The 14,830-nt window shown below is 58.5% G+C and carries 13 protein-coding genes and 3 pseudogenes; 7 read left to right on the forward strand and 9 right to left on the reverse strand.

All coding sequences use genetic code 11. The features are described from left to right. Nucleotides 1-160: 160 nt before the first annotated feature. Both rpmA and rplU read right to left on the reverse strand, forming a co-directional pair. On the reverse strand, nucleotides 161-418 hold the full coding sequence (gene rpmA / locus D3Z90_RS23130; protein ID WP_045187979.1) for a 50S ribosomal protein L27: 258 nt from the start codon (nucleotides 416-418) through the stop codon (nucleotides 161-163). A 33-nt stretch (nucleotides 419-451) separates the two neighbouring features. After that, a complete protein-coding gene (gene rplU, locus D3Z90_RS23135) occupies nucleotides 452-763 on the reverse strand; it encodes a 50S ribosomal protein L21 (protein WP_010225695.1) in 312 nt (103 codons plus the stop codon). 252 nt (nucleotides 764-1,015) lie between these two features. Here rplU and D3Z90_RS23140 point away from each other — a divergent pair, with 252 nt between their 5' ends. From D3Z90_RS23140 to D3Z90_RS23150, 3 genes are all read left to right on the forward strand, one after another. Further along, the gene (locus D3Z90_RS23140; RefSeq protein ID WP_136478216.1) at nucleotides 1,016-1,984 is read left to right on the forward strand and encodes a polyprenyl synthetase family protein; all 969 of its coding nucleotides are present in this window, start codon (nucleotides 1,016-1,018) and stop codon (nucleotides 1,982-1,984) included. Nucleotides 1,985-2,118: 134 nt separating this feature from the next. After that, entirely contained in the window at nucleotides 2,119-2,460 is a 342-nt protein-coding gene (locus D3Z90_RS23145; protein ID WP_136478217.1) for a zinc ribbon domain-containing protein YjdM, read from the forward strand. A 132-nt stretch (nucleotides 2,461-2,592) separates the two neighbouring features. Further along, nucleotides 2,593-2,841 carry a hypothetical protein gene (locus tag D3Z90_RS23150; RefSeq protein WP_136478218.1) on the forward strand — a complete coding sequence of 83 codons (249 nt, stop codon included), beginning with the start codon at nucleotides 2,593-2,595 and terminating at the stop codon, nucleotides 2,839-2,841. A 73-nt stretch (nucleotides 2,842-2,914) separates the two neighbouring features. On the opposite strand, the gene D3Z90_RS23155 is transcribed toward D3Z90_RS23150, so the two are convergent. The 5 genes from D3Z90_RS23155 to D3Z90_RS23175 all read right to left on the reverse strand — a co-directional run bounded on the left by D3Z90_RS23155 (nucleotide 2,915) and on the right by D3Z90_RS23175 (nucleotide 7,625). Beyond that, nucleotides 2,915-3,532 (reverse strand): FKBP-type peptidyl-prolyl cis-trans isomerase, encoded by a 618-nt coding sequence (locus tag D3Z90_RS23155; RefSeq protein WP_136478219.1) that lies wholly within the window; start codon nucleotides 3,530-3,532, stop codon nucleotides 2,915-2,917. Between the two features lie 86 nt (nucleotides 3,533-3,618). Next, complete coding sequence (locus D3Z90_RS23160) at nucleotides 3,619-3,924, reverse strand: DUF6482 family protein (protein WP_136478220.1); 306 nt, start codon at nucleotides 3,922-3,924, stop codon at nucleotides 3,619-3,621. Between the two features lie 148 nt (nucleotides 3,925-4,072). Beyond that, nucleotides 4,073-4,561, reverse strand: coding sequence for a TIGR00645 family protein (locus tag D3Z90_RS23165; RefSeq protein WP_038614811.1), 489 nt, complete (start codon nucleotides 4,559-4,561; stop codon nucleotides 4,073-4,075). 123 nt (nucleotides 4,562-4,684) lie between these two features. Then, a complete protein-coding gene (locus D3Z90_RS23170; RefSeq protein WP_136478221.1) occupies nucleotides 4,685-5,026 on the reverse strand; it encodes a hypothetical protein in 342 nt (113 codons plus the stop codon). Nucleotides 5,027-5,186: 160 nt separating this feature from the next. Beyond that, the gene (locus D3Z90_RS23175; protein WP_136478222.1) at nucleotides 5,187-7,625 is read right to left on the reverse strand and encodes a Lon protease family protein; all 2,439 of its coding nucleotides are present in this window, start codon (nucleotides 7,623-7,625) and stop codon (nucleotides 5,187-5,189) included. A 277-nt stretch (nucleotides 7,626-7,902) separates the two neighbouring features. On the opposite strand from D3Z90_RS23175, the gene D3Z90_RS23180 reads away from it, so the two are divergent. The 4 genes and pseudogenes from D3Z90_RS23180 (at nucleotide 7,903) to D3Z90_RS23195 (ending at nucleotide 11,329) form a co-directional block, all read left to right on the forward strand. After that, a complete protein-coding gene (locus tag D3Z90_RS23180; protein WP_136478223.1) occupies nucleotides 7,903-8,391 on the forward strand; it encodes a DUF3015 domain-containing protein in 489 nt (162 codons plus the stop codon). A gap of 76 nt (nucleotides 8,392-8,467) precedes the next feature. Further along, nucleotides 8,468-10,316: pseudogene (locus D3Z90_RS27455) on the forward strand (DUF4105 domain-containing protein). Between the two features lie 114 nt (nucleotides 10,317-10,430). Next, entirely contained in the window at nucleotides 10,431-10,766 is a 336-nt protein-coding gene (locus D3Z90_RS23190; protein ID WP_136478224.1) for a hypothetical protein, read from the forward strand. 67 nt (nucleotides 10,767-10,833) lie between these two features. Beyond that, nucleotides 10,834-11,329, forward strand: a pseudogene (locus tag D3Z90_RS23195) (GreA/GreB family elongation factor). Here the strand turns inward: D3Z90_RS23195 and gdhA are convergent. Further along, nucleotides 11,326-12,663, reverse strand: coding sequence for an NADP-specific glutamate dehydrogenase (gdhA, locus tag D3Z90_RS23200; protein WP_136478225.1), 1,338 nt, complete (start codon nucleotides 12,661-12,663; stop codon nucleotides 11,326-11,328). The pseudogene D3Z90_RS23195 and the gene gdhA overlap by 4 nt on opposite strands. Before the next feature lie 255 nt (nucleotides 12,664-12,918). Further along, nucleotides 12,919-14,580: pseudogene (gene ettA, locus D3Z90_RS27460) on the reverse strand (energy-dependent translational throttle protein EttA). Nucleotides 14,581-14,830: the final 250 nt, after the last annotated feature.

Genomic DNA, 14,830 nt, shown 5'->3' on the forward strand with positions numbered 1-14,830 from the left:
TGACACAAAGACATAAGGCTCTTGCAAAAGTGAGCGCGGCGGCCCCCGTCAACGACCGAAACACCAGCGCCGGCAGCCCATACAAACAGCTTTGCAAGAGACTCACCCCACAAACGAAAAAGCCCCGTCGCGAGACAGGGCTTTTCCAGCGTCAACGCGATCAGGCCGCGACGATGCTCACGTAACGACGACCGAAGGCGCCTTTAACTTCAAACTTGATCTTACCCTCGATCTTGGCGAACAGGGTGTGATCCTTACCCATGCCAACGCCGTAGCCAGCGTGGAATTGGGTGCCGCGCTGACGCACGATGATGTTGCCAGGAACGATAGCCTGGCCGCCATACATCTTCACGCCAAGGCGTTTGGCTTCTGAGTCGCGACCGTTACGGGTACTACCACCAGCTTTTTTGTGTGCCATGGTTCAATTCTCCAGAAATGGGGATTTAGGCGATTAAGCCGAAATACCGGTGATCTTGATTTCGGTGAACCACTGGCGGTGGCCCATACGCTTCATGTGGTGCTTACGGCGGCGGAACTTGATGATGCGCACTTTGTCGTGACGACCTTGCGAGATCACTTCAGCAACAACCTTGGCACCAGCAACGACTGGAGCGCCGATGTTCACGTCGTCGCCATTGGCAACCAACAGAACGCGGTCGAAGGTAACGGATTCGCCAGTGGCGATTTCCAGTTTTTCGATTTTCAGGTATTCACCTTCGGCGACTTTGTACTGCTTGCCACCGGTAACAATTACTGCGTACATGGGTATTTCTCCGATAATCCTGCTCACCCAGCTCTTTATAGTAAGAGTATTGGCTGGCATGGCTGCATAGGGCTGGAACGGCCCAGTGCAATTGCGTAAGGCAGGTGCTGCCCAGGAAGTTCAGGGTGCGCGATTGTACGCAAGGCGTGCATCCCTTGCAAGTCCTGCCCCCGGTTTGCCCGGACCGCGCCTTGACAGGCCGGGACCCGCGACCTAGCATGCCGCGCAACCTTTATGGAGCACCTGTGGCCGATGCAACCCCAAGCTTTCTACCGTGCGGTAGCGGATGACTTCAGCGCCGTTGACGAGATTATCAAGAAACAGCTGACTTCGCGTGTACCGCTGGTATCGAAAATCGGCGACTACATCACTTCAGCTGGTGGCAAGCGCTTGCGCCCGTTGCTGGTGCTGCTGTGTGGCAAAGCCCTTGGTCGCGAAGGCGACGACGTGCGCCTGCTGGCCGCCACCATCGAATTCCTGCACACCGCCACTTTACTGCATGACGACGTCGTCGACATGTCCGGCATGCGCCGCGGCCGTTCCACGGCCAACGCCCTGTGGGGCAACGCACCCAGTGTGCTGGTGGGTGACTTCCTCTATTCGCGCTCGTTCGAAATGATGGTCGAACTGGGCTCGATGCCGGTCATGCAGATCCTCTCCAAGGCTACTCGCGTGATCGCCGAAGGCGAAGTCCTGCAGCTATCGAAGGTACGCGACGCCAGCACCACCGAAGAGGTCTACATGGACGTCATTCGCGGCAAGACCGCGATGTTGTTCGAAGCGTCGACCCACAGCGCCGCTGCCCTGGCCCAGGCGACGCCTGAGCAGAGCGAGGCCTTGCGCACCTTCGGTGATCACCTCGGTGTCGCATTCCAACTAGTCGACGACCTGCTCGACTACAAGGGCGATGCACAGACCCTGGGCAAGAACGTCGGCGACGATCTGGCCGAAGGCAAGCCAACCTTGCCACTGATCTACACCATGCGTGAAGGCACCCCCGAACAGGCGGCCCTGGTACGCCAGGCCATCCAGAAAGGCGGCATCGAAGACCTCGAGAGCATCCGTGCAGCGGTGGAAGCCTCTGGCTCGCTGGATTACACCGCGCAATTGGCCCGCGACTATGTAGCCCGTGCCATCACCTGCCTGGAAGTGCTGCCAGCCAGCGAATACCGCGACGCCCTGGTGGAACTGAGCGAATTCGCAGTCGCCCGTACCCACTGATCCGCACCTCCCCAATCGCGGGGCAACCCCGTTCCCACTGCGGGAGCGGGCTTGCCCCGCGATTGCATTCGCCCGCTGGCCAACAAAACCCTATATAATGTAGGTTTTGTACCTGTACGTCTTGAGGAACCCTAGTGAGCACTTTGCCACCCTGCCCTAAATGCAACTCCGAATACACCTACGAAGATGGCGTCCAACTGATCTGCCCCGAGTGTGCACACGAGTGGTCCGCCGCTGGTGAAACCGAGGCAGCCAGCGATGAAGCGGTCAAGAAGGATTCGGTTGGCAACGTTCTTCAGGACGGCGATACCATCACGGTGATCAAGGACTTGAAAGTCAAAGGTACCTCACTGGTGGTCAAGGTCGGCACCAAGGTCAAGAACATCCGCCTGTGCGACGGCGACCACGACATCGATTGCAAGATCGACGGCATCGGCCCGATGAAGCTGAAGTCCGAGTTCGTCCGCAAGGTCTGACCCTGCCGGTTTCGAGGCTGGCGCCCGGCCTCGAAACAACTTGCTGCACCATTGGGCGCTTTTTTACCAATAGACCCTTGCTATTTTGATAATAAGAATTATTCTCATTGGACGCTTCCAAGGAGAATAGCCATGACTTATCTGATAGACGCCTGGCTTGACCGGCCGCACCCTTACCTTCGTATCCTGCACCGGGAAACCGGCGAAGTCTGTGCCGTGCTCGAACAAGAAGCACTGGACGAACTGCGCGATCAGGGAGACCTGGATATCAATGGCTTGAACTCAAGTGAGCCGATAGTACTCAAGGAACTGGTGAGGAACCTGTTCCTGTTCTGCTACGCACGGGCGTTGCGCCCTGGCGGTGGAACCGAGTGGAACTGAACAGCATCGGGGGGCGAGCCCGCGCCCACAGCAGTTACAACCCTGTGGGAGTGAGCTAGCCCCGCGATAGGTGTTACAGGACGTCCAGCAGCTCGACGTCGAATACCAGTACGCTGTGCGGCGGAATGCTGCCAACGCCCTGAGCGCCGTAAGCCAGCTCGCTCGGAACGTACAGGCGCCACTTGCTGCCGGCATTCATCAGTTGCAGCGCTTCGGTCCAGCCTGCGATCACGCCGCCAACCGGGAATTCTGCTGGCTGGCCACGTTCGTAGGAGCTGTCGAAGACGGTGCCGTCGATCAGGGTGCCGTGGTAGTGAGTGCGAACGCTGTCGTCGCGGCTTGGCTTGGCGCCTTCGCCTGCGGTCAGCACTTCGAACTGCAGACCCGAAGCCAGGGTGGTGATGCCATCACGCTTGGCGTTCTCGGCCAGGAACGCTTTGCCTTCACCCGCAGCCGCTTCGGCCTTGGCAGCAGCTTCAGCTTGCATCACTTCACGGATGACCTTGAAGCTGGCCGACAGGTCTTCTTCACTGACGCGGCTGTCTTTGCCGTTGAATGCGTCGGTCAGGCCGGCCAGGATGGCGTCCAGGTTAACGCCCGGTGGCGGGTTGTCGCGCAGTTGGCCACCCAGCTGACGGCCGATGCCGTAGCTGACGCGCGTTTCGTCGGTAGACAGGTTGATTTCGGACATTTGCTTGCTCCGCTGCAGGGCGCACGACAACCGCGCCCTTTATGAAAAGGGCGAGCAGCCTAGCACACTGCGGCAAAGCAGTTCAGCTACCAGGCGGAACGTCGCGGCATCGGTATTTTCATATCGCCATCGCCGGCACTGCTTCCTCCGCACATCTCGTCATCCATCGACCAATGGACAAGGTGCACAGGCACGGCAGGCAAACCATTGAGCAGACGTTGCGCATCGACCACCGAATGCACTTTCAGACGCTGCCCCTGCGTATCGGAAAGGGGGTGGGCATGGCCTTTGACACGGGCCTCAAGAATGAAGTCGCCGCCTTCGATGGCAATCAGGTTGAGCTCTTCCACATGACCGGCCTTGGCCTCAGTGTTCAGTTGTTGAAGGTTCATTGCGATACCTCGCTACTGGAACGTGGAGCAGGCACTTCGAGTGACGGTTCATTTTTTGTACAGCACGCGTCAAAGCACAAGGCAAAAACACAACCGCCCGTCCGTTTTGCAACGGACGGGCGGTCAGGTAATACGCCTGGCAGAGCGATCAGTGCTTGGTCAGCTTATCCAGATAGCCCATGGCGAATGCCGACACTACGAAAGTCATGTGGATGATCACATACCACATCAAGTATTCGGTCTCGATGTTGCGTGCATCCATGAACACCCGCAACAGATGGATCGAGGAAATTGCCACGATCGACGCTGCAACCTTCATCTTCAACGAAGATGAGTCCATCTTGCCCAGCCAATTGAGCTTTTCCTTGTCCTCATCAATGTCCAGTTGCGAGACAAAGTTCTCGTAGCCGGAAATCATCACCATCACCAGCAGCCCGCCCACCAGCGCCATGTCGATCAAGGACAGGATCACCAGGATGAGGTCGGCTTCAGCCAGGGAAAAGATATTGGGCAATACATGGAAGATCTCCTGGAAGAACTTCAGTGCTAGCGCCAGCAGGCCCAACGACAGACCAAAATAGATCGGAGCGAGCAGCCAGCGCGAGGCATACATCGCATTTTCGATAATACGTTCCATTGATAACTCGTCAGGTGGCATTAAAAGCGAACAGGAGTATAAACAGCCAGCCATGACAGAAAAAGCCCGTGGCACGCTGACACAGGCAGTACCGGGCGAGATTGGCGGGTCCGGAGGAACGCTTCAGGTTTCCGGATGGAACTGGAAGTCACCGACGTGGTGGACGCGCTCGCCATTGATCCGGCGAAGCTGGGCTTGCAGATGCACGCACCAGATCTGCGGATCATCCGCCAGCTGATAACCGTGAAGGGTCAAGCTGTCGACGATAGCATCGAGTACCGACTCAGCCACGAAAGGCCCATGAAACGGCCCTTGAGCCTTGATCGCAGAAGGTTGTTCGCCCGCCATCCCTGCGGCGAAAAGAAGGGTCCACATGCCGTTGTCGCCGGCCAGCGGACGAATACTGCATTCAATGCGAGTCACCAGGCCCAGGCATTGACGAGTAAGGCTGAGGCTGCGCGGCATGGCGTCGATCCTCGGTAAAACCCCTGTTCAACCCTGCGCACAGGGCTGTTTCATTCCTGTAGTGACTACAGTCCTTAATGTGAAGAATAGAAGAGATTTGCTTTCGCGTGAAAAAACCGGCGCCCAGCGGTCACAGCCGCTGGAGCGCCGATAATTTGACTCAGGACGATTTGACCTGGGCCAAGGCCAGTTCGGCCTGCTCTTTCTCGGCCTCCTTGAGGTCTTCCTCGCTGATCATCTCGGCAATCACTCGCAGGCGTTCGACTACACGGGCGTTGACACTGCCTTCAGGGAATTCGCCCTCGGCATTCGGCTCGCCAGCAGGCTCGCCTACCAGCAGGCTCAAGGCTTCGTCGGCCTGGCTTACCGCGTAGACATGGAACATGCCAGCACGTACGGCCTGCAGAACCCGCTCATCCAGCATCAGCGTGGCAACGTTGGCGCGCGGGATGATCGCCCCCTGCTCGCCCGTCAGTCCTCGTGCTTCACAGAGCCGGAAGAAGCCTTCGATTTTCTCGTTGACCCCACCGACCGCCTGTACTTCGCCGAACTGGTTGATCGAACCGGTGATCGCGAAGCACTGCTTGAGTGGCGTCTTCGACAGGGCTGAAATCAGAGTGCAGGCTTCACCCAGCGATGCACTGTCACCGTCCACATATCCGTAGGACTGCTCCAGGGCAATACTTGCCGAAATCGCCAGCGGGAATTCCTGGGCATAACGGCTTCCCAGATACCCGGTGAGGATCATTACTCCTTTGGAGTGAATCGGTTGGCCAAGGTTGACCTCGCGTTCGATATCGACAATTCCGCTGCCACCTGGATAGACCGTAGCGGAAATGCGCGCCGGCACACCAAAGGCCGAATCCCCGACCTCCAGCACGGTAAGACCGTTGCATTTGCCTACAGCGGCCCCTTCGGTATCGATGAGGATGATGCCGGCCAGCATGTCGTCGAGAATTCGCGCCGACACCCGACCGGTACGGGTAGCCTTGGCCTTCAGCGCCCGCTCGATATGACCGACATCGGTCATATCGTCGCTGGCCAGGTGGCGAATGAAGTCTGCCTCACTGACCAACTGGAACAAGTCGCCAATACGCGCTGACAGGCGCCCCTGATTTTCGGCCAGGCGCGCGCTGTAGGTCGCCAGCCGCGCCACGGCATCCCCGGTGAGCGGCGCCATGCCCTCTTCGCTGGTGCGGGTCTTGAGCAACTGAGCGAACTGCTCCAGGCTTTCATCGACCATTGGAATGTCTTCATCGAAGTCCACCAGCACCCGGAACATCTCCTGGAAGTCCGGGTCGTGGTCTTGCAGGGCGTAATAGAGCTGGCGCGAACCGATGATCACGACCTTGATGTTCAGCGGCAACATTTGCGGATTGAGGGTGACGGTAGCCAAACGGCCGTACTCACCCAACGGCGACTCCATTTTCAGCTTGCGCGACTGCAGGGCTCGCTTCAGGGCGTCCCAGACAAAGGGCTCGCCAAGCATCTTCTCGGCTTCAAGAATCAGGAACCCACCGTTGGCCCGATGCAAGGCGCCAGGACGCAACTGACGATAGGTGGTGTACAAGGCGCCCTGGTCAGTGCTGTATTCGATCCGGCCAAACAGATTGTCATAGGTCGGGTGCGGCTCGAACACTACCGGCGCACCACCACTGACGTGATGGCCAACCACCAGACTCGGGGCATATTGCTCTTCCAGGAGCTTGCGCGCCTGGGCGTCGGTCTTGCTGTCATCGACCAGTTGCTCGACCACTGTGCGCAACAGATACACCTGCACGGCCTGCAGGTAAGCGCAGACGGCCGCATTCTCCGCGTACTTTTCCGACAGCGGCGCCAACAATGGCTGCAGCGCCAGGGTAATGGTTTCCTCGTTCAGCTGACGCAGCTGATTGTTCGACTCACGCTTCCACTGCGGCAGGCTGGCGAGTTCTTCGTTGAGGCGCTCCTCCAGATCAGCGATATCGTCGTGAAAGCGCTCGCGCAGGGCCTCTGGCAACTGCGCAAACTCCGCTTCATCCAGCGCCTTGCCATCGGCCATCGGCGTAAAGGCAACGTTGCTGCTGTCACGGTACAGGGCTACGTCTTTCTCCAGCGACGCGCGCTCGATCACATCCAGCGCGCGGTCGTATCGCTGGTTGAAAGCGCGGTCGATGGCGCTTTTCTTCTGCTGGTAGGACGGATGCTCAAACACAGCCGGAAAGGTTGCCAGCAAATTGTCGATCAAACCGCCAATGTCACAAATGAACGATCCTGCGCTGCCTGGCGGCAGTTCCAGGGCCCGGGGTTCACGAGGGTCATCGAAATTGTTGACGTAGACCCAATCCGAGGGCGTCTGCAAGCGCTTGCCTTCGGCCTTGAGGTAACGTTTGACGAACGAGAATCGCCCGGTACCGGGCTCACCCATGACAAATACGTTGTACCCAGGACGAGGCATGGCGACGCCGAACTGCAAGGCTTCGACAGCACGTTCCTGGCCAAGCACACCGCGAAAAGGCTCCAGATCATTGGTGGTGGAAAAGGCGAACTGTTCGGCGGAAAACGGCCGGGTCAAGGCTTCTGGCGCAAGACGCAGGCTCGCAGCAACAGGATCGGGCATCGGGCTTCCTTACTTCGGCGGGGCGGATGAAAGCATTCTGGCGCTGCCTGCCCGCGCCTTGCAAGGCTCATCGGAACAATATGTCGCAGGGGTGAAAACCCGCGTGGCGTCAACTTCCTCAGCAATTTTTCGCAATAAATCACGGAACCCTTAGATCGTGCCTAAACTCCATTACTGCGCGGCTGGGTAAATAACCGACCCGCCCCTGGCACTCTGCTGACAGATATGCCAGACAACCCTGACCTTTGGTATCTACGACTAGAAAGAGAACAAAGCTATGAAACGGATTCTTCTGGGTACTCTGTTCACCGCGGTCTCTCTCAACGCCATGGCCCAGGCCCCTGGCGGACCTGACTGCGGCTGGGGCAACATGCTGTTCGAGGGCCAACGAGGCACACCGGCCCACTTCCTCGCATCCACCACCAACGGCACCTCTGGCAACGCCACGTTCGGCATGACCTCGGGCACCAATGGCTGCTCGACCAATGCAGCGCTGACCTATGGCGGTAAATCCTGGTTCGCCATGAACGGGATGATGAACGAGCTCTCCGAAGACATGGCCAAGGGCCAGGGTGAAGCCCTGACCACCTACGCCGTGGTACTCGGCGTAGCCCCAGAAGACCGTGCGCACTTTGCCACTGTCACCCATCAACACTTCCAGGAAATCTTCAAGACTGCAGATGTGACCGCCGAAGATGTCCACACCAACACACTGGCCATTCTGAAAAGCGATCCACGCCTGGCCAAATACGCAACCCAGGCTTAAGCTCGGCCCACCCGCCCCTAACCGGGGCGGGTTGTTTCCTGCCTCTATCGGCATCATTCAGACTTAGTTGCCCGACATGCTCAAACGCCTTGCCTACCTGGCGCTCTGTGCCTGCGCCCCGCTGCATGCTGCGCCCTCGATCGATGACTCACGCCTTTCACAATTGGCTGCCGATCGTTACTGGATATCTTTGGGCCACTACGAAACAGCCAAGCTCGGCGGATGGCGCAGCTATGTCGATGACCGGCGCTTCTTCCTTGCCGAGGACGGTGCGCACCATCCCGACCAGGAGTTGCGGGCCACGGTTGCGGCGCTGTATGCCCCGGCAAACCTTGGCGACAAGCACGCACAATGCGTATTTCCGGCGCGCACGCGGTGGCTGCGTGAGCAACTGCAACTCACCGACCTGCCTGCACCCGACTGCAAGGAGTACACGCAGTGGTACAAGGATGTGTCGCCACATAGCGCGGTAATGATCTTTCCGGCGGCCTATCTCAACAGCCCGTCCTCGATGTTCGGTCACACGCTGCTGCGCATCGACCAGGCCGACGTGCAGAGTAACGAGACGGCCCTGCTCAGCTATGCGGTCAACTTCGGTGCCTACATTGAAGGCAACGACAACAGTATTCTTTATGCCTGGAAAGGCCTGATGGGCGGTTATCCGGGGTTGTTCGCCCTGGTGCCCTATCAGGAAAAGCTCTCCGAATACCGCAGCCTGGAGAACCGCGACCTGTGGGAGTACCGGCTCAACCTTACCCCGGAAGAAACCGGACGTATGGTCGAACATATCTGGAGCTCAAGCAGATCCAGTTCGACTACTTCTTCTTCGACGAAAACTGCTCCTATCGCCTGCTGGAACTGCTCCAGGTGGCCCGCCCCAGCCTGGACCTGACTTCACAGTTCCCGCTCACTGCAATACCCACCGACACAGTCAAGGCGGTCAAACAGTCCGGCCTGGTGGAGCGAATAGATTATCGGCCCTCACGCGAGCGCGAACTGCTCGAGCGGGCCAAGCCTCTGGACGCCAGCGAACAACAGCAAGTGTTGGCAGTAAGCACCGATACCACGCTGTTGCAGAGCCCCGCGTTCACCGCCCTGCCCCGCGAGCGCCAGGCCTTGATACAAGATGCCGCCTACCGCCTGGAACGCTATCGGGCCAACGGTCAGGAACGTGACCCTGCGCGAACCCAGCGCAGTTTCGAATTGTTGCGGGCGATCAACCGCAACCCGGCGCCAGAACTGGACATCGAACGTCCAGGCCTGCCCGAAGATGGCCATCAGTCTCGCACCTGGCAGTTGGGTGCAGGCACTCGCGAAGACCGCGCCTTTGCCGAATACGGTCTGCGCATGGCGTATCACGACCTCAACGACAACGCGTATAGCTTCCCACTCGGCGCACAGATCGAAATTCTGCAACTAAAGGTACGCCAGTACGAAGGCAACGACTGCAGGTCCAACGCCTGGACCTTGCCACTATCCGCTCGATGACGCCGCGCAACACCCTGCTGCAGCCGTGGTCGTGGGCAGGTTACCGGCGGTCTTGAGCGCGTACTGGGCAAGCATGAGGATGAAGTGCTGTCAGCCACCGTCAATGGCGGCGCAGGGGGCACCTGGCAGCTGCTGACGAGTTGCTTGGATTTGCCCTGGGTACAGGTGAGGGTTGAGCACAATAACGCTTGCCGAAGTCATTTCTCCGGCAGCAGGCTTCACACCGCCTGCTATGGCGCAACCCGTTGGGCACGTTGAGCCTTGAAGGCAAAGGCGATTATTTCACCAATGGCGAGGTACGCCGCAGTTTGAGCCTGAACCAGCAATGGGAGCTGTCCCGCGACCTGGGCTTGCGTCTCAGCGCCAAGCGCGAATTCAGTCAGTTGGCGACGGCGCAGAACGAGCTGATGCTGGAATTGAAGTGGTACTACTACTAGGCCTCGATCACCCAACACCTTGATCACATCCTTTTGACAGCGCGCCGACAAGCCACGCCCTAGACTTTTCCAGGCACGTGGAGAATCTGAATATGTGGCGGTACGGCGCAAATAATGGGAATGGCGGTGGTGCTCGGCGGTTGCCAGACAACCCACGAGCAATTGATCAATCAAGGTTATCCGCCCGCCTACGCTGACGGTTTTCAGGACGGCTGCAGCAGCGGCCGCCAGGCCGCTGGCGTAATGGCTGGGGATTTTCGCAAGAATGTACCCCGCTACCTGCACAGCCGGCAGTATGAAAGCGGTTGGGATGATGGGTTCCGCCAATGCCATTCAATGCAGGAAAACCAGGACTTGCAGAGCTACCGCGCCAGCCATTGGGATGAACGCAACGAACAGTGGCAGGAAGAGAAAGACCGCGATGCAGCCCGCGCCTATCGACGCAAATAGGTCGCTTGTACGCAATCGATGCAACGGATGATCTGTCAGCATGGTCTCCTCTAGAAAGGAGGACATCATGAGCCGAGCATTCGTCAACGAAGACCAGGCCGCCGCGCAGGCGGACCAGCCGGTAGAGCGCAGGATCAGCGAACAATCCAACTATGTCACCGCTCAAGGGCTTGTCCAGTTGCAGCAGCGGGTAAGTGCACTCAATACCTTGCGCGCTGAGTTGCAGTCTCAAGGCGAGCACTCAGACAAACAACGCCTGGCCGACACCGAGCGACCTGCGCTATTTCAACGTTCGCGTGCAGAGCGCGCAAGTGGTGCCCAAGGCTACTTCCACAAGCAAGGTACAGATCGGCAGCCGGGTGACATTCATTGATGAACAAAACCAGGAGCACCAGGTGCAACTGGTCGGTGAAGATCAGGCCGATGCGGCCAACGACCTGATCAACTGGGGCTCACCGCTGGGCCGCGCCCTGTTGGGTGCAGCCCCTGGCGATGAAGTGGTGTGGCGACGACCCGCAGGGGATCTGTCGATCGAGATCGTCGCCGTTACACCAGAGGTTTAAACCACACCCTGGGCCAGCATGGCGTCGGCAATTTTAACGAAGCCGGCGATGTTGGCGCCTTTCACGTAGTTGATCCGGCCATTTTCCTCACCGTAGTGAACACAGGCGTGGTGGATCGACTGCATGATGTTGTGCAGCTTGCTGTCTACCTCACCAGCGGTCCACAACAGGCGCATGGCGTTCTGCGACATTTCCAGACCGCTCACAGCCACACCGCCAGCGTTGGACGCCTTGCCTGGGGCGAAGAGAATGCCGGCGTCGATGAAGATATCCACAGCGTCGAGGGTGGTCGGCATGTTCGCGCCTTCGGCCACACAGATGCAGCCATTGCGCAGCAGAGTACGGGCGTCTTCACCATTGAGCTCGTTCTGGGTTGCACATGGCAGAGCGATGTCGCAAGTCAGACTCCATGGGGTTTGACCCTTGAGAAATTCCAGACCGAAACGCTCGGCAAGTTCGCTGATACGGCCACGCTTGACGTTTTTCAGCTCCATCACTGCGTCCCACTGCTCGTCGGTCATGCCCGCTTCGCAGTACAGGGTGCCTTCGGAGTCGGACAGCGAAATGACTTTGCCACCCAGGTCCATGACTTTGCGCGCAGCGTACTGGGCAACGTTACCGGAACCGGAGATGGCCACACGGCGACCGTCGATACGCAGGTCTTGGCGCTTGAGCATTTCTTCGGCGAAGTACACGCAGCCATAGCCGGTGGCTTCGGGACGAATCAGGCTGCCACCGTAGGTCATGCCCTTGCCGGTGAGCACTGAAGTGAACTGGTTGGCCAGGCGCTTGTACTGACCGAACATGTAGCCGATCTCGCGGGCACCGACACCGATGTCACCGGCAGGCACGTCCAGGTCTGCGCCGATGTGACGGTACAGTTCGCTCATGAAGGCTTGGCAGAAGCGCATGACTTCGGCGTCGCTCTTGCCCTTCGGATCGAAGTCCGAACCACCCTTGCCGCCGCCCATGGGCAACGAGGTCAGGGAATTCTTGAATACCTGTTCGAATGCCAGGAACTTGAGTACGCCCAGGTTTACTGAGCGGTGGAAACGCAGGCCGCCCTTGTACGGACCGATGGCACTGCTCATCTGGATGCGGTAGCCGCGGTTGACGTGGACCTTGCCGGAATCGTCGACCCATGACACGCGGAACAGAATTGCACGCTCCGGTTCGACCATACGCTCAAGGATACCTGCCTGAAGGTAATGCGGATTGGCTTCAAGGAAAGGCCAGAGGCTGCGCAATACTTCTTCCACTGCTTGGTGGAATTCAGGTTGGGCCGGGTCGCGCTGTTTCAGGCGCGCAAGGAAGTCTTCGACGGATTCGATCATTTAGACACTTCACCAGATAGAGATTGGACTTATTGGTTTTTTCCAGACTTTACCAAGAACCAGTCGCACCGCAACAGGGCGTTATGTCGTTTTTTCGAAATTAAATGGTGCATTTGTATAAGTGTATACATGTTCGCGCGCATATCGTCGGGCAAGCCCGCGGCCACGGGAAGCCCTGCACGTGGGGACAGTGCGCTTTTCCTGAGAAAACAAAACGGGGCCCGAAGGCCCCGTTTCAGTGCAAAACCCGCAGGTTTATGCCAGTTTTTTGTGCCGTACCCGATGCGGCTGGGCAGCAGCTTCGCCCAGGCGCTTCTTACGATCGGCTTCGTACTCGGTGTAGTTGCCTTCGAAGAACACCGCTTGCGAATCATCTTCGTAAGCCAGGATGTGAGTGGCCACGCGGTCAAGGAACCAGCGATCGTGAGAGATCACAATGGCGGCGCCAGGGAAGTCCAACAGGGCTTCTTCGAGCGAACGCAGGGTTTCCACGTCAAGGTCGTTGGACGGTTCGTCGAGCAGCAGGACGTTGCCGCCCTCTTTCAGCGTCAGGGCCAAATGCAGGCGACCACGCTCACCGGAGAGGTCCTTGACGAACTTCTGCTGATCGCCACCTTTGAAGTTGAAGCGACCCACATAGGTGCGCGACGGAATCTCGTAGGTACCGATACGCAGCTGATCGGAACCGTCGGAGATTTGCTGGAACACAGTCTTGCTGCCGTCCAGGTCTTCGCGGCTCTGGTCAACACAGGCCAGTTGCACGGTTTCACCGATTTCGATGGTGCCCGAATCCGGCTGCTCCTTGCCCATGAGCATGCGGAACAGAGTCGATTTACCAGCACCGTTACCGCCGATTACGCCAACGATGGCGCCTTTAGGCATGCTGAACGACAGGTTGTCGATCAGGACGCGATCGCCATAACCTTTGGTGACGTTTCTTGAACTCGATGACCTTGTCACCCAGGCGCGGACCGGCCGGAATGTAGATTTCGTTGGTTTCACTGCGCTTCTGGAACTCCTGCGATTGCATTTCTTCGAAGCGTTGCAGACGGGCCTTGGATTTGGACTGACGAGCCTTGGCGCCTTTACGCACCCACTCCAGTTCTTCCTTCATGGCCTTTTCATGTGCCGACTGCTGCTTGGATTCCTGGGCCAGACGATCCGACTTGGCTTCCAGCCAGCCCGAATAGTTGCCTTCGTATGGAATACCGGCACCGCGGTCAAGCTCGAGGATCCAGCCGGCAACGTTGTCGAGGAAGTAACGGTCGTGGGTAATCGCTACCACGGTGCCCGGGAAGTCGTGCAGGAAGTGCTCCAGCCAAGCAACGGAGTCGGCATCCAGGTGGTTGGTGGGTTCGTCGAGCAGGAGCATGTCTGGGGCAGACAGCAGCAGGCGGCAAGAGCCACACGACGTTTTTCACCACCGGACAGGTGCTCGACCTTGGCGTCCCAGGCCGGCAGACGCAGTGCATCGGCTGCGACTTCCAGTTGGCGCTCAAGGTTGTGGCCATCGCTAGCCTGTAGAATGGCTTCCAGCTTGGCCTGCTCGGCGGCCAGCTTATCGAAGTCGGCATCCGGCTCGGCGTAGGCTGCGTAGACTTCGTCCAGGCGCGCCTGGGCGTCCTTGATGACGCTGACCGCTTCCTCGACCACTTCACGAACGGTTTTGGTCGGATCCAGTTGTGGTTCCTGTGGCAGATAGCCGATATTGAGGTCAGGCATCGGACGGGCTTCGCCGTCGAACTCTTTATCGACCCCGGCCATGATCTTCAACAGGGTGGATTTACCCGAGCCGTTCAGGCCCAATACGCCGATTTTGGCGCCGGGGAAAAACGACAGGGAGATATTCTTCAAAATTTCCCGCTTCGGCGGGACAACTTTGCCCAGCCGATGCATGGTGTAGACGTATTGAGCCATGGAAAAACCTAGCGTCAGAGACGAAAAAATGAATGCGAAACAGATGATGGAAGCCGCGACTTCCCGGAAAGGGCCAAAGCTACCGTAATGCGCCTTGTTGGGCAAACCATCGACGAACAGAGCTGGCACTTTGCCACGTTTGCGGGCATGCTAGCCGGTCCGTGGGTGCCGGGCTTATAGTGCTCGACCAGAGTAGCCGCCAGGACCGCGGCCCTTGCCAGCCAGCAACTCTAAACCTGCCATCCAGCCA

The sequence above is a fragment of the Pseudomonas sp. DG56-2 genome (genome assembly GCF_004803755.1).
GTDB lineage: Bacteria > Pseudomonadota > Gammaproteobacteria > Pseudomonadales > Pseudomonadaceae > Aquipseudomonas > Aquipseudomonas auratipiscis.

Excerpts from the sequence above, each read along its gene's own strand:
- D3Z90_RS23165 (WP_038614811.1), bottom strand. The coding sequence starts at position 4,561 with ATGGAACGTATTATCGAAAATGCGATGTATGCCTCGCGCTGGCTGCTC.
- D3Z90_RS23180 (WP_136478223.1), top strand. The coding sequence starts at position 7,903 with ATGAAACGGATTCTTCTGGGTACTCTGTTCACCGCGGTCTCTCTCAAC.
- D3Z90_RS23190 (WP_136478224.1), top strand. The coding sequence starts at position 10,431 with ATGGGAATGGCGGTGGTGCTCGGCGGTTGCCAGACAACCCACGAGCAA.
- gdhA (WP_136478225.1), bottom strand. The coding sequence starts at position 12,663 with ATGATCGAATCCGTCGAAGACTTCCTTGCGCGCCTGAAACAGCGCGAC.
- D3Z90_RS23155 (WP_136478219.1), bottom strand. The coding sequence starts at position 3,532 with ATGTCCGAAATCAACCTGTCTACCGACGAAACGCGCGTCAGCTACGGC.
- rpmA (WP_045187979.1), bottom strand. The coding sequence starts at position 418 with ATGGCACACAAAAAAGCTGGTGGTAGTACCCGTAACGGTCGCGACTCA.
- D3Z90_RS23150 (WP_136478218.1), top strand. The coding sequence starts at position 2,593 with ATGACTTATCTGATAGACGCCTGGCTTGACCGGCCGCACCCTTACCTT.
- D3Z90_RS23175 (WP_136478222.1), bottom strand. The coding sequence starts at position 7,625 with ATGCCCGATCCTGTTGCTGCGAGCCTGCGTCTTGCGCCAGAAGCCTTG.
- D3Z90_RS23160 (WP_136478220.1), bottom strand. The coding sequence starts at position 3,924 with ATGAACCTTCAACAACTGAACACTGAGGCCAAGGCCGGTCATGTGGAA.
- D3Z90_RS23140 (WP_136478216.1), top strand. The coding sequence starts at position 1,016 with ATGCAACCCCAAGCTTTCTACCGTGCGGTAGCGGATGACTTCAGCGCC.
- rplU (WP_010225695.1), bottom strand. The coding sequence starts at position 763 with ATGTACGCAGTAATTGTTACCGGTGGCAAGCAGTACAAAGTCGCCGAA.
- D3Z90_RS23170 (WP_136478221.1), bottom strand. The coding sequence starts at position 5,026 with ATGCCGCGCAGCCTCAGCCTTACTCGTCAATGCCTGGGCCTGGTGACT.